At 63.6% G+C, this 14,739-nt stretch carries 8 protein-coding genes and 1 tRNA gene; 5 read left to right on the forward strand and 4 right to left on the reverse strand.

The annotated features are described in order from the left end of the window. Window positions 1-34 precede the first annotated feature (34 nt). The 3 genes from QE454_RS02460 to QE454_RS02470 all read left to right on the forward strand — a co-directional run bounded on the left by QE454_RS02460 (window position 35) and on the right by QE454_RS02470 (window position 2,244). Window positions 35-107: transfer RNA gene (locus QE454_RS02460), tRNA-Phe, on the forward strand. A 320-nt stretch (window positions 108-427) separates the two neighbouring features. Then, window positions 428-1,105 carry a hypothetical protein gene (locus tag QE454_RS02465; RefSeq protein ID WP_309668508.1) on the forward strand — a complete coding sequence of 226 codons (678 nt, stop codon included), beginning with the start codon at window positions 428-430 and terminating at the stop codon, window positions 1,103-1,105. Next, a complete protein-coding gene (locus tag QE454_RS02470; protein ID WP_307458462.1) occupies window positions 1,102-2,244 on the forward strand; it encodes a sensor histidine kinase KdpD in 1,143 nt (380 codons plus the stop codon). Before QE454_RS02465 ends, QE454_RS02470 begins: the two co-directional genes overlap by 4 nt. A 1,111-nt stretch (window positions 2,245-3,355) precedes the next feature. Here the strand turns inward: QE454_RS02470 and QE454_RS02475 are convergent. The 3 genes from QE454_RS02475 to QE454_RS02485 all read right to left on the reverse strand — a co-directional run bounded on the left by QE454_RS02475 (window position 3,356) and on the right by QE454_RS02485 (window position 9,032). Further along, the gene (locus QE454_RS02475) at window positions 3,356-5,947 is read right to left on the reverse strand and encodes a DEAD/DEAH box helicase (RefSeq protein ID WP_307458460.1); all 2,592 of its coding nucleotides are present in this window, start codon (window positions 5,945-5,947) and stop codon (window positions 3,356-3,358) included. Next, entirely contained in the window at window positions 5,944-8,109 is a 2,166-nt protein-coding gene (locus QE454_RS02480) for a site-specific DNA-methyltransferase (RefSeq protein ID WP_307458456.1), read from the reverse strand. The genes QE454_RS02475 and QE454_RS02480 overlap by 4 nt, the downstream gene beginning before the upstream one ends. A 98-nt stretch (window positions 8,110-8,207) precedes the next feature. Next, window positions 8,208-9,032, reverse strand: coding sequence for a hypothetical protein (locus QE454_RS02485; protein ID WP_307458452.1), 825 nt, complete (start codon window positions 9,030-9,032; stop codon window positions 8,208-8,210). 162 nt (window positions 9,033-9,194) lie between these two features. Between QE454_RS02485 and QE454_RS02490 the strand changes: the two genes are divergently transcribed. Further along, window positions 9,195-10,442 carry a PIN domain-containing protein gene (locus QE454_RS02490; RefSeq protein ID WP_307458449.1) on the forward strand — a complete coding sequence of 416 codons (1,248 nt, stop codon included), beginning with the start codon at window positions 9,195-9,197 and terminating at the stop codon, window positions 10,440-10,442. Between the two features lie 605 nt (window positions 10,443-11,047). Then, on the forward strand, window positions 11,048-13,054 hold the full coding sequence (locus tag QE454_RS02495; RefSeq protein WP_307314752.1) for an MDR family MFS transporter: 2,007 nt from the start codon (window positions 11,048-11,050) through the stop codon (window positions 13,052-13,054). Window positions 13,055-13,127: 73 nt separating this feature from the next. Here the strand turns inward: QE454_RS02495 and QE454_RS02500 are convergent, their stop codons facing one another. After that, window positions 13,128-14,711, reverse strand: coding sequence for an AMP-binding protein (locus QE454_RS02500; protein WP_307458446.1), 1,584 nt, complete (start codon window positions 14,709-14,711; stop codon window positions 13,128-13,130). Window positions 14,712-14,739 lie beyond the last annotated feature (28 nt).

The following is a 14,739-nucleotide window of genomic DNA, read 5'->3' on the forward strand; positions in this document are numbered from 1 at the left end:
GCCTTTCGTCTAGGAAGCGGCAGACATGTCGCTCGGCTCTGTAGCTCAGTTGGTAGAGCGCACGACTGAAAATCGTGAGGTCACGGGATCGACGCCCGTCGGAGCCACACGGACCGTCGTTACAACGGTCCCAGAAACCCTCGCCTAGCTTCTACATGGCGGGGGTTTTGCTTTGCCCTGGTGAGGGGAAGGCGGATTTCTTTCGAGTGTCGGCTGATCTCTCAGCCTCACCGTTGGGCGACCCGTGCTGCCGCAAACTGCGCGCCGCCGTGAGCAAGACGGCCGATGCCGCCATCGGGGTGGGCCGGTCGCGCGGTGGTTCTCTCCACCCGTCCAATTCTGAACGATGCGACCGATCGGCGAAGTCGCTACGCGACGCTCACCCGGGCGGAGTCAGGTCGGCCTTGTGCGTGCAAGTCGAGGGGCGATGCACGAATACCGCTACCCGTTCAATACGCTTACCCTCGTGACTCCCGCATCACGCATAGAAGCGACTCTCACCATCGAGGAAGTGCGAAAGCACGCCCGCGTCCTGGTGATCGACGATCATGTCTTTCCCGCCGAGAAGACGTTCACTCGAGATGGGTATCACCTCGAGCGCTGGCCATACGTCAAGAATCTGTCGCAGCTGACGGACGGCCACTACCAGCTGATCCTCCTCGACGTGCAGGGGGTCGGATTGGCCGAGAGCCCCGACAAGCAGGGGCTCGGCATCCTGGAGCACATCAAGAAGACCAACCCTGCGCAGGCAGTGATTCTCTACTCCTCGGACACATACAGCGTTTCCTCAAGCCGATACATCATGCTCGCCGACGCATTTCTGGATAAGAGTTCGTCCTACGTCGACTACAAGGACGAGGTCGATCGACTTCTGCTGACGCAGTCCTCCCCGGGCTACTTCATCGCGCGCATGAACCAACAACTGGGCGCCAGCGCTGGAATGGTTCCGAAAGCGGTCCGCTACGCCAACTCCGCTTTCAAGTCAGGAAAAACTGCTCGGTTGGAGCGTTACCTCCGTGGCCGACTGCCGGACGCAGCTCAAGCAGACACAGCGCTGAAGATCGTGTCCATTGGCATCTCCATTATCGCTCTGTTCCTCAAATGAACGACGACGTATGGCAGCTGTTCCCGTTTCCCACGCTCGCGGATGAATCCCTAACCGACGGCACACTGCTCGACGCGCACACTGATTGCAAACGGTGCCCGACTCGAATGTGCTCCAGCAATGACAGGGCAGTGGTCGGCGAGTTGCAAATATGTCGCTACGGGCTGACATACGCGCGGGTCGATGACAGCCGATTGCTGGTGGGGGCTGTCGCGGCGGACGGTGTGAGCCAAACCCCGAAGTCTCGAGGCCGTCTGCGGCGGGAGCCAGACAGACGCTTCTCGGCAAAACGCATAGTGGCCTCCATCGAAAAAGCTCGCAGCTTGGGCGCTGGCATCACAACCGACCTGAACATCCTGAAGACCGAGGTCTTGAAACGTCTGGAGCAGGAGCCGGAAATGCACCGGGTCCTTGTCGAGCAGCTACGCCAGGACTTCGAAAAGAATGTCCAACAGAGTCACGATTTTCTTCAGTTGGCGAAACTCGTTCAGGGTCACGCGGAGGCGCTTCTCGCAGAGAAACTTCCCGGAGTTCCGCCGCAGGACGCGGCTGAGCAGCTGGCAACCGAAGGATCCATCTTCTTCACAACCCAGTTGATGGTGCTCAAACTCGACTCATTGATCTTCCTCCAGGATCCCCAGCGCGCGAACGAACGACCAACATCTTTCAAGATCCATCGGCTGATCTTTAAGTATGCCCGCATCTATCGCTATCAGGCAGGCCAGAAGGAACTGAGTATTCGCCTCGAAGGAGAATGCTTCGACAGCGCCACGTACAACCCGCAGGCGATCGGGGCCGTAGTTCAAGGGGTACTCGACAACCTCGTGAAGTATGCCCCAGCCGGATCGGATGCGGTGATTCGCTTCGAGCAGCACGGCTCCGACGTGGAAATCAGCTTCAACTCCCTTGGCCCCCGAATCGAAACCAGCGAACGTCAGCGCATTTTCCTTCCCGGTTTTCGCGCCGACGCAGCACGAAGAGTGGAGAATACCGGACAGGGAATCGGGCTAGCAACCGCCCAACAAATTTCTGAGGTGCTCGGACTGCAGCTCTCAGTGGAACAATCCGATAACGAGCCCCGACGATTTCCCGGCACATACAGCACCACATTCAAAATCACCTTGCGCGTTCACGGGTGACCGCGTCCTATCGGGTAGGCCTGAGCCAATGCCGTTGCGGCGGGTGACAGCAGTCAGCTCCGCGAACTTAACCGCGACGCGTCATACGGCTGAAAGTCGAGCGACGGCAGCGACTGTGGCCCGGAACGCTCAGACCGACCCTCACCGCGACTGCGGTCCAACTCGCGAGGACGTTACGAGAGACATCCCGCTTCCACTCCCATCCGACCGCCGAGGGATCCGACCCGCCGCGATTACAAACCAGACGCCTCGGAATGCGACCACCACCAGGCTTCACGTAGTGGATACTGCCACCTGCTCGGCAGGTACCGAAGGCAGCCCATGAAAGGATCAGGACGAGTATGGCGATCCACCACAAGCGACGGAACAGCATGCCGATCTCGTTGCCCCAGCTGCGCAGCTCTCGCGGCACAGCGAAGCGCATTACGCGGCTCCTCGAGGCTTCATCTCGGGTGGGGAGCGAGTAGGCGACGCGAGGACGCCCCTGCCTTTCCTTGACCAATGGCCTAACCGTGAGCCCCTCACACGGCCGGGCGGAACGGCAGCCCGTTGAGCTCAGGAGGCAGCTGGGTCTCAGAGATGCTCGCGATCTTGACAAGAATCTCCGCCCTGCCCCTTCCGCGCATCGGGGTCGGCATCGACAACGCGAATCTGCTAATGGGGGTGGCCAGAGTTCTTTTCGAGATCCTGCCCCTGCCGTTCGCCGTCGTCGGACGCTTGACGATCAGCTCGACCTCACCAATGACGAACGCCCCTCGGGGGAAGAACGCGTCTAAGCTGACCGGGTTTGCTGACTTGATTGACACTTGTCTGTGCTATCTAGTTAGCTAGATACCTTGCGATAAGCAGCAACTGGATAGAAGCGAATATAGCCAGCGTCGCACTTATCTAGATAGGCTGTTAAACCTAGATAGTTTCAGTTGAAGTGACTGGCCATGAGCCCGAGCAGATGCCAGCGCTCGCGACACCCATGTAGTTCGCCGACCGGAACTCACTCATCTAGACAGGGTATCCCTCGCCCCACCCCGACCTGTGAGAACTTTCTTTACTCGTTCAAGGCCGGCCTGACGGCCGGCTCGCGAGCGGGGGACGCTCGCGTACACGTCGGCGCTCAATAGTTCGAGGCGACCGTGCCCCGATAGAGATCCTCTGCGCTCGCGGCAGTCTGAATCGCCTCACGGACGTGTTCCTCGGTGAGGTCAAGCACACGTAGCGTCTCGTCGACCTTCGAGATCGCCTCGATACGGTGGAACGCGCCAGCATACTCCTCGGCGTAACGCGCGAGACCTCGGAGTTTCGGGAGCGTGTCAGGGAGGTCATGCCAGTGCGGATCCACAATCGACGGCCGAACCTCCGCGCCAACCTCGTTGAAGAACACCAGGTCAGGAAAAAGCCGCCGCCATGCGCCCCTCTTGTCGGTATATGCGACCGCGAGCGCATCGTCGGAGCGAGGCGGGTTCCGGTACCAGGCAACTGCATGAGGCAGCTCTCTATCGAGCACCTCGCGTTCCCAGCTGCCGAGCGACCCGATCGGAAACTGTCCCTCCTCGTCTGCCATCAGGTGTCCGGCGCGCGTCGACATGAGGTTGCCGTCAACGTCCCTCGACGACTCGGTACGAACCTTGGGTCGCAGGATCGGGATGGTCTGAGGTACGCCGGTCATTGCTGTCAGCTCGGCATAGACAGCGCGCCGTTCGTCCGGGAGCGCCTTGATCGCGATCCGATAATCCCGGAGCCAGTCTTCGGCGAGCTTGTTCGCAGCACGATCAAGTTCCTCGCCCACGCCGGGGACGCGAGCGAGCGCGGCGACTGTGAGGTGCGCGGTGAAGAACCCGTCGTCATCGTCTCCGAGGCGATCGGCGATCCGCTCGGCGTAGCGCGAAGCGAGCTCGCGGCCGAGGACACGTCCCGCCGCGCGGTACTCAGCTTCGACAGCGCGATCGTCGGCAATCTCAGAGGACTTCTCCGTGCCGGCGATCAGTCCGGTACGGACGGAGGCCACGATGGTGGTTCCGTCGACGGTCCGGATGTCGTCGCTCGCGGCCGCCAGTTGCTTCTCGTAGCGCGCTGCGACGCCATCAAGGACGCCGAGCAACTCCGTGTAGGCGGCCTTCGTGGCATTCGGAAGAATCCCGTCAAACGCCAGTGCCTGCGCCAGCCCTGACAACCGCGACGTTGGCCGGGCACCCTTACGGGGAAGCGTCTCCGACGGCAACTGATCGAAGACGTCCCAGACGAGGTCGATGACGGTGTCGTTTACGAGCATGTCGACCGGCGCGACAAGCACACGTCGACCCTCGCCACCGCCAGAGCCGCCGCTTTGGCCGGTCTCATCGTCAGGCTCGCTGCCGTCGGTCGTGCCGAGCAATAGTCGGACCACGCGAGAGGCGGTCTGCCGTTCGAAGAACGGCAGTATGCACTCGACGGAGTTCAGCAGGTCGTTGCCGGGTACACGGCGTGCTAGGGGCGTGCGCACCATACGTCCCAGCAGCTGCGTGATGTGCGTGTCGTCGCTCGCGGGGCGGAACGAGACAAGCACCTCGGCGCGAGGACAATCCCATCCGGTGCTGATCGCGTCCTTTGCCAACAGTACGCGGACGGCAGTGCGCTCCTGGACATTCTCGGGGCTGATGTACGGAATGACGTGCCCGGCGACGGCGAGGTCGCTGTGCTCACCAAACACGTGAGCGATGTTCGCATCAGACAGCTGCGGCCACTCCTCCACGATCGCTTGGATTGCATCGGTGAGCATCGCCTGCGTCGGCGTATTCGGCACCTGCACGACCAGCAGCGGAACCACGGGGTCATCCGTGGACGACTGCGCCTGGTGGTAGTCCGACCAAAGCTTCGTGGACTCCTTCACCTGGCGCACGCCCCGTCGCAGCAGCACAGTGTCGAACGTGCCCGCTTCCGCCGGGAAATGCAGACGGATGTCGTCCTTGAGGAGCCCGGATTCCTGCACGCGCCCCGGATCGACTTCCACGTTGGGCAGGATCACCCGCCCCGCTGATTCCGCAATCGCCTGGTTGAAGCGATCCACGGTCGCACTGATGCCGAGCACGATCGGCACCGGCGGCGCACCGGCCTCACCGTTGATAAGCTGCCGGACTATCGTCGATTTCTCGGCGCGCTCGTTGCGGGACTGCTTCCGCATGCCACGATGAGCCTCATCGAGAATCACGTAGAGCGTGAGCTCAGGATCCTGGATCGTGTTGCGCAGCACATCCCAGAACGTCTGGGCCTGGTTGTCCGGCGGGATCAACATGTCCTCGGCGTTTGTCTCGGTGCCACCCCGCACGAGCCATGAACGGGCGGACAATTTCTGCGAGTTGAGGAAGTAGACATTGCCCGGGTCGAGGCGGGGCTCGGAGAACGTACTGCCGATCACGCGCAGACGCGAGTACGGGACCTCGTCGGTGGCCTGCAGGATCCGGAACCTAGTCTGCTCGTTCAGCGACGGATCGCTGGTGAACCACAGTACGACCGCACCCGGGTCTGCGGCGAAGTCGAAGTCCTCGTTGCCGTTGAAGAGCGCTTCGATGACCGCGGCTGCCATCACTGTCTTACCTGCACCGGTGACCGCCGAGAGGGAGAACGCGGAGCGTCGCGGCCGCGCACGGTGGAAGTCCTCGCGGGCGTCAGCAAGGTTGGCCAGGACGTCTCGGACGGCATCTTCCTGGTAGTCCTTCAGGGTGAACTTCACCGGTCGCCTCCGACGTTGATCGTGAAGTTGGTCAGATACGACTCGTACAGCCGCACCGGCTCGACATACTCAGGAAGCCCTGCGCACACGAGCTGAAATGCCCGATCATCGTCGGTGACGATGAACGCCATCCTGGCATTCGGCCGAGCGCTGAGCTGGTCCACGAACGGGCGCGATTGGTCGACCTCGAACAGCACCCCGTACACGTCCGCAACGGCAAAGCCCTCCTCGACGATCGCATCGATGCGCGCGCCCTCAGCGCCGGCCCGGAGCCAAAGCAGCGGGGCAATCGCCGAGAACGCGCGATTGTGCACGACCATCCTGGGTGTCTCATAGGTGAGCGTGAAGAACTCCACGTTCTCCCCGAGACCGTCAGCCATCGAGAACTCGTCGATGAACTTGTAATCTCCCTTGATCGCCTCGCCGTCCGGTGTCTTGCCTGTAATCGCGGCACGGATTCGAGGCTTGGTGATGTGGTCGCAGATCCCCCACTGTTCCCACTCGGCGTCACCGGGGCGTAGCCACTCAGCGCTTAGACGGCTCTGCTCCTCCATGCCCACTTCGTTGTTGGTCACGCTGATGGACGACCTGCTCCCACCGTCCTGCCGGTTCAGACGCATAACCGCGTGCGTAGTTGTTCCTGAGCCGGCGAAGAAGTCGAGCACGACAGCGTCCGGTTTGTCGGCGATCACGAACCGCAGCGAGTCCTCTACTGCGTAGAGAGATTTCGGGAATGGGAATCGCCGACCTGGCAGGAGCTTGCCGATCAGGTTCGAGCCGTGATCTCGAGCGAAGTGACTGGTACGGCTCCATACGGTGCGAGGCGCCACAGCCTTTACCCTTTGCCCGAGCCCAAGCTCAAGGGCACCCTCTCCGGTGCGGCCAAGCACCTCAAAGGTGCCGTTAGCGATGTTCGCCAGAGTGCCGGGCTGCAGATAGGTCACGGGGCGCAGGCCTGTGAGCGGATCCCGCCGGCCCAAACGTGCAGTGCCGTTCGCGAAGTGGCGTCGCATCGCGTCCGCCGAAAATCGCCATCGGTTCTCGCGCCCGTCGGTGGTGAGGGGCCAGATGGCCAGCTCTCCAGGAGCAAGCGGAAAGTCATGCCTCGAGCTTCCGTGGGGTAGCGGGTCTCCGACCCGGATGAAGGCTCCTGTCTCGGCGTCGATGACAACGGGGTAGAAGCTCGCTTTACCGGACTTCTTGTCCTCACGGGCGGAGCCGCTGCCTCGCCGGACGGCCGTGAACCACACCGTCGGCATCGGGGTCGTCGCCTCATCTTCACCGAGCATTGTCGACGTCCACGGGGTCACCGCAGCCTCGCCAATAAAGACGTAGTAGATGTACTCGTCGACGCGTGAAAATCGCCCCGCGCGCGGGGAGCCGGCGCGATTGATGACATCGCTGACCATTTGGATGTCTGCCTCGGGGAACACCTGCGAGAGCAGCAGGCCGAGGCGGAGGTATTCCTTCTCGTCGATGGTCACAATGAGCACGGAGTCGAGCGGGTTAAGGAGGCGCTTGGCTAGCTTGAGGCGCCGTTCCATAAAGGCGAGCCACTTGGAGTGCCGGTATATGTCCTCACCGTCGACGTAGTCGTTGTTGTACTTCCAGTCGCGGGCGCCGGTGTTGTAGGGCGGGTCGATATAGATCGCGTCGACCTTGCCTTCGTGGGTGTAGAGCAGCGTTTGGAGCGCATGGAAGTTCTCGGCGTTGATGACGGTGTGAAACGGCTTGTCGCCCCCGCGCTCGACCTTCCCGGTCGAGACCAGGCCGGGGTAGATCGGGTCGCGGAACTCTGCGATGACGACGAGGTCTTCGACTTCGCGCTGCGCGGTCTCGAGCTCAACCATCTCGTCGGCATCATCGGCGACGTGCAGGACGAGCAGCGCGACCGGCTGGGCGCCCGATCGGTCGATGCGCGTGACACGCCAGACTCGTTCGTCGACGGTCGACGCTGCGGCACCGCGCGCGGGAATGAACCGTACCTTGTCGCCTACCCGCACGGGCCGTCCGGGCAGTTCGACGGTCTCGGGAGCGTGCCGCTCGAAGTTCAGGCCGAAGGCGCGCCGCCCGCTGACGGCGTCATACTCGCGGGCGAGATCCGCTGCGAGCTGAGGGTTGAGCTGTTCGACATGCTTGACCAGCTGAGAGAAGCGCGACACTGCACAAGACTATTCGCTTCGAAGCAGTGCCTCGAAGCCGGCCTCCGCGTCAACAACCGTTGAATCTCGCATCAGTTCCGACGCGCGATGGCGCGTGCTCAGCTCGGTGGCGTCCAGCGTCGGTGGTTATCGTCCCAGGTGCTGGTAGACGCCTCAGGCTCGGAAGTCGCGGAAGTGCGACGGCCATCCTGCAGGAACTCGGTGGCGACAGCATCAAGCGCCTCGATCGCGCGCTGGGCCACCTCGACATCGGCAGTTGTTACAACCGTCCGGAGCGACCGACTGCCGTCAGCGATCTCAATACTCACCGTGGTCGGAGTGCTGGAGTCAGCACCCGGCGGAGTTCGCCGACGCGCGATGAGCACCTTGATTCCGTCCCAGATCGCACTTGCCCCGACGGAGATCAAGACCGAAGCGGCAACGTCGATGTAGATCTGTGGGTCCGGCACCATGGCGAACTGGTACGCGCGCTGGACCAGCAAGCTGTCAAACTGTGCTCCGCGCTGGACCAACCGTGCCTCAGCATCGATGAGTGCTTCGTCTGTAAACCAGGCGTGGTCGGCACTCAGCTGCAACGGGGCACCAGGCTTTCCAGGCGAGTGCTCATCGCGCGCGAGCGGTGTCATCACCGTCGCGGACACCCCTGGACGCGAGTCGATGAAATGTAGATCGTCTACGTGCATCTCCGCTCGGAAGCGCAGCTCGGTGATGCCGTCGTCCCTGTCATGTGCAAATACCTCGACGTCGCGCACTCGGATCGGCTTTGTCAAGTCGTGGTCGAGATGGAACGGTAGTGGCCCCCCGTCCATTCGTTCAGCGAAGCTCCGAAGGAGCGCCGACGGGAAGGCGACCCCGCCATACGCCTCGATCGGCTCGCTCGTCATTAGGACGCCATGGACTGCTCTCCACTCTGCGTCGATCATCGGACAATGGTGCCACACGGCCACGCAGCGGATTGCCGAACGCTCCGGGCGGCCTCATGCTTCTCAACTGGCGCCCAGACCACCAGAGTTTCCCGAGCCGAGCTTCGTGTTCAAGTCTCGGGCCGCGCGCCCGGTAGGGTTGCATTTGTCGAAGGGGGCATTGTGAGCACTGGCGGGCTTTTCACTGGTTTCGAGCATTTCCGAATTCTTGGATCCGCTGATATTCGGGATGCTCTGCAGTCGGGGATGGTGGTCCTCGATACGAATGTCCTGCTCAATCTGTACCGGTACAACGACAAGACTGTAGACGACCTGCTCAATGTCACCTCGGCCGCAAACGAGCGCCTCTTTGTTCCTCACCAGGTAGTGCGAGAGTTCTGGCGGAACCGCCAATCGGTGATCGCTAGCCTTGGCGGCGCGTCGAAGGACGCTCAAGCAGCTCTCGCAAAGAACACCAGTTCAACCAAGGACGCCATCAGCCGGTGGGCAAAGAGCGTGGCTATCCCCGATGAGGAGCGCGACAAGCTCCTAGACGAGGTCGAACAATTCTTCACAGCGCTGAAGACACGCATTGGTGATGAGCCCGTACGCGTGTCAACCCACACGCCAACCGACCGAGACTCGCTGCTCGCCAAGCTGGAGGCGCTCATCGACGGTTCTGTCGGATCGGCGCTCTCCGAGGAGGAATGGGATAAGGCAGTCGCCGAGGGAGAGCGGCGGGTGGAAAGCTCGATTCCTCCGGGCTACATGGACGCCGAGAAGCTCGAATCCGACCTACCGGAAGGCGCCTCGGGCGACTACATCGTTTGGCACCAAATCCTTCTCGAGGCTCGCACACGCGGGCTCGATTGCGTCCTCGTGACCGCCGACACCAAGGAGGATTGGTGGAACCGGGGCGAGCGCGGAGCCGCGATTGGTCCCAGACGAGAACTGATCGAGGAGTACCTGGACGCGACTGGGCGCCGATTCTTCCTACTCGAGCCAGCGGATCTCGTACGACACTCGAGTGTGCTAGGCGTCGGAACGAGCCCGGAGTCGTTGCAAGACATCGAGCGCGTTCGAGATGAGACGCCCGACGCGCAGCCGTGGACGTTGGATTCAGTCCGGGCAGTTCTTCGAGAGCTCGACGCGCAGGGTCAGATCCAAGCAAGTGTCATTCGCGAGGCGATTGAACTGGGAGGTCGCATCTCGCGAGCTCGGGTTTACGAACTCGACGGACGGGATGAGGGCCAAATGCTGCGGGGGTTCACCCGCCCAGTCAAGCGCGTCGCCTCTGAGTTGGAAGCGAGGGGCGACATTCCGACCGGCCTGCCGCCGCTGCTCGACGCAATATATGAGACCGGCGTTAAATCATCGCACTTCGCCGTGCCCAGCGAGGTAGTGGCACTGTTCGACACCGGTCGAGAGTAGACGGGCCGGTCCTGGGCCTGGAACCCGGCTGAAACCATCCAGAACCAGCCATCACTAACGAGCACGATTTCCGCGGAATCACGCGGCAAACGAGCACTCATGAGCACCCGTGAACGCGGCGCATACGACTGAAAATCTTGAGGTCACGGGATCGACGCCCGTCGGAGCCACACGGATGATCATTACAGTCATCCCAGAAACCCTCGCCTAGCTTCTACATCGCGGGGGTTTTGCTTTGCCTTGGCGAGAGCGGGTTTCTACCGCCGCTGATGCGGGCACGCTTTTCGCCCCCGCTCTGGGTCTCTGCCCCGCGACGGAAACACGGCCCGCCGCGAGAACCGGCTGTTCACGGCGATTTCCCCTGCCAGCGCGACACCCCTGCCCCGGTGTCCGCAAAGACGACGAACGCCGCGCACATAGCCTCCCCACAGCCACGAGTGGTTTCGGACACCCACAGACAGCGCTACTATTTGTTGACTTTTAGCAAACACCTGGCGCCCGACTGAGCCACCCCGAGCCGTCCGCCAGGCCTTCTCCTGAAGAGGCCTCCGATGTCAGACATCACTCGAACCAGACGCGCCCATACGGCAGCGACCGACACGGTCATGACGCACCGCATGATCATGTTCGTGATCTTCGGCCTCATGGCCGGCATGTTCCTCTCCGCCCTCGATCAGACCGTGGTCGGCACCTCGATCCGCACGATCGGCGACGACCTACAGGGCCTGAGCCTGCAGGCGTGGGTCACCACGGCCTACCTGATCGTGTCGACGATCTCGACGCCCATCTACGGCAAGCTCTCCGACATCTTCGGTCGGCGCCCCCTGTTCCTGATCGCCATCCTGATCTTCATCATCGGTTCGGTGCTCGCGAGCTTCTCGACCTCGATGGTAGAGCTCGCCGCCTTCCGCGCCATCCAGGGCCTCGGCGCCGGCGGCCTGATGTCGATGCCGCTCGCGATCATGGGCGACATCCTCGCCCCGCGCGAACGCGCGAAGTACCAGGGCTACTTCCTGGCCGTCTTCGGCATCTCCAGCGTCATCGGCCCCCTCGTCGGCGGACTGTTCGCGGGCGCGAGCCAGATCCTGTTCATCACCGGATGGCGCTGGGTCTTCCTCATCAACGTGCCGATCGGCATCGTCGCGTTGGCGATCGTCTGGCGGTTCCTGCACATCCCGAAGCAGCCGCGTCACTCGGTGCGCATCGACTGGTGGGGCGCGACGACAGTCATCGTCGCCCTCGTCCCGCTCCTGCTCGTGGCCGAACAGGGTCGCGAATGGGGCTGGGGCTCGCCGATCGCGATCGCTTGCTACGTCGTCGGTGCTCTCGGCATCCTGGCCTTCGTCATCGCCGAGACGGCAATGAAGGACGACGCGCTCATCCCGCTCAAGCTCTTCCGCTCCCCCACGTTCTCGATGGCCACCGTCATCGGCGTCCTCGTCGGATTCGGCATGTTCGGCGCAATGCTCACTCTGCCGCTGTACCTTCAGCTCGTGCTGGGCTCGTCGCCCACGCAGAGCGGGTTCGAGATGCTGCCGATGATCCTCGGCCTCATGATCGCCTCGATCGCGAGCGGCCAGATCATCGCCCGCACGGGCCGTTACCGCATGTTCCCGATCCTCGGCACGGCCCTGATGTCGATCGGCTTCTTCCTGCTGACCTTCCTGAAGTACGACAGCCCCTACTGGCACGTCGCGATCGCGATGCTCGTGATCGGACTGGGCCTCGGGCAGCTGATGCAGACGCTCACGATCGCCAGCCAGAACTCGGTGGGTCTACGCGACATGGGCGTGGCCACGAGCGGCTCGACCTTCTTCCGTCAGATCGGTGGAACGCTCGGTACCGCGGTGCTGCTGTCGCTGCTGTTCACGCTCATGCCGTCGAACATCACCGGCTCGTTCGCCGACCGCGCGACGCTCACCGACGCCCTCGACGCCGCTCTCGATCCGACAGTCGCCTCGGCGCCGGCGAACGAGAAGATCATGTCGAGCATCTACACCCCGATCGTGTCGAAGATCGTCGACGGTACGACGTCGCAGCTGCAGGCGGGTGTGCAGCAGGCTCAGGATGCCGCGACCCAGGCCGTCTCGGAGCAGGTCGCCGCCGGCCGTATCCCCGCGTCGGCTCAGGCCGCCGCGACCCAGGCCGCGCTCGCTCAGGCCGTCACCGCCGCCACGGCGCAGATCCAGCAGCAGGTGCCGGTCGCGCGCGTCGCCGCCGACGGCACGGTGAGCCTGGACTTCTCGGATGCCACGCAGCGCGCGGCCTTCGTCGATACGGCGGCCACGACGATCGAGGATCAGTTCGCCGCGGGTGACGAGAACACCTCGGTCGGCGACTCGACGCTCGACGACACCTCGTTCCTGGTCGGCGCCGACGCGCGTCTGACCAAGCCGTTCCTCGTTGGCTTCAACTCGTCGGCGACGACCGTGTACTGGACCGCGATGGGCGTCGTGCTGCTGGCCTTCGTGCTGTCGCTGTTCTTCCGCACCCCGCCGCTGCGGGCGAAGTCGGCCCTTCAGGAGGCCGCCGACGAGCGCCGCGGCAAGGACGAGGAAGAGAAGCGCGCCGAAGAGGCCGCCGCCCAGGCCGGAGCGCTCATCGCCCCGTAAGAGAACAGCGAAGAAGGGCGGGGTCGTCGGAAGACGCCCCGCCCTTCTTTCGTGCCCGCGCGGAATCGCCGACTCAGGCGGCTTCGCGCGCCCGAAGGTCTTTGCGCAGGATCTTGCCCGACGTCGACTTGGGGATCACGTCGATGAACTCGACTCGGCGCACCTTCTTGTGCGGGGCGACCTCGCCGGCGACGAAGGCGATCACGTCGTCGGCGGTCAGTCCCGAGTCGGGGGCGGCCACGACGAACGCCTTGGGGATCTCCTCGCCGTCGTCTCCGCGCACACCGATGACGGCGGCATCCTGGATCTTCGGATGCGAGAGCAGCAGCGCCTCGAGCTCCGCGGGAGCGATCTGGTAGCCGTGGTACTTGATGAGTTCCTTGAGACGGTCGACGATGGTGAAGAAGCCGTCGACGTGGTGCACGCCGATGTCGCCGGTGTGCAGGAACCCCTCGTCATCGAGCGTCTCGGCGGTCGCGTCGGGGCGGTTCAGATACCCGAGCATCACGTTGGGTCCGCGAACCCATATCTCCCCGGGGGCGGTCAAGCCGTCGTCGCCGTGCTCTTCGAGGTCGGCGCCGGTCTCGGGGTCGACGAGCCGCGCCTCGCAGCCCGGGATGAGCACCCCCACCGAGCTGACGGGCATGTCCGAGCCCGCCGGGATCGCGTGCGAGACGGGGCTCAACTCGCTCATCCCGTAGCCCTGGTAGAAGCGAGCGCCGATCCGTCGGCCGGCGGTCTCGGCCGTCTCCCCGTCGAGAGGGGCCGCGCCCGAGAACACGCTGTGAACGCGGGAGAGGTCGAACTCGTCGACGGCGGGGTGCTTGGCGAGCGCGACGGCGATGGGCGGGGCGATGAAGAGGAAGGTGCAGCGGTGCTCCTGCACGGTGCGCAAAAACTCCCTCAGGTCGAATCTCGGCATGGTGACGAGGGTCGCGCGCTGGCGCAGCGCCAGGTTCAGCAACACCGTCATGCCGTAGATGTGGAAGAACGGCAGCACCGCGAGCACGCGGTCGTCGCGTCCGATCTCGATGACCGGGCGGCACTGGTGCACGTTCGCGACGAGGTTGCGGTGCGAGAGCATGACGCCCTTGGGCACTCCGGTGGTCCCCGACGAGTACGGCAGCACGGCGACGTGGGTGGCGGGGTCGAAGCTCACCTCGGGCGGGGTACGGCCCTCCCCGAGCAGCGAGCGCAGGTCGGGGTGCCCCTCCGCTCCGTCGAGCACGATGACCTGGTCGTCCGGGATGCCGACGGCTCGCGCGGCCTGATGCGCCTGCGGCAGCAGCGGTGACACGGTCACGAGCCAGGTGGCCGCGGCATCCCTCAGCTGCTTCTCGATCTCGTTCGCCGTGTAGAGCGAGTTGATCGTGGTGATGATCGATCCCGCGCGGAGGATCCCGTGGAACACGGTCGCGAAGGCGGGGACGTTGGGGCAGAGCATCGCCACGACCGTCTCGGTGCCGGCGCTGCGGGCGGCCAGGGCCCCGGCGAGGGCGTCGACCTGCGCGCGCAGGGTGCGATACGTGGTCTCGGCCCCGGTGATGGGGTCGATGAGAGCGGCGCGATCGAGATCGGACTCCTCGAGGGAGCCGAACAGATAGTCGTAGATGCTCTGGTCGGGGATCTCGATACTCGGGTACGGACTCTGGAACACGGCTTTCTCCCTCGAAAACTGCGGCGGC

Origin of the sequence: Microbacterium sp. SORGH_AS_0454, from assembly GCF_031453395.1 — a bacterium.
GTDB lineage: Bacteria > Actinomycetota > Actinomycetes > Actinomycetales > Microbacteriaceae > Microbacterium.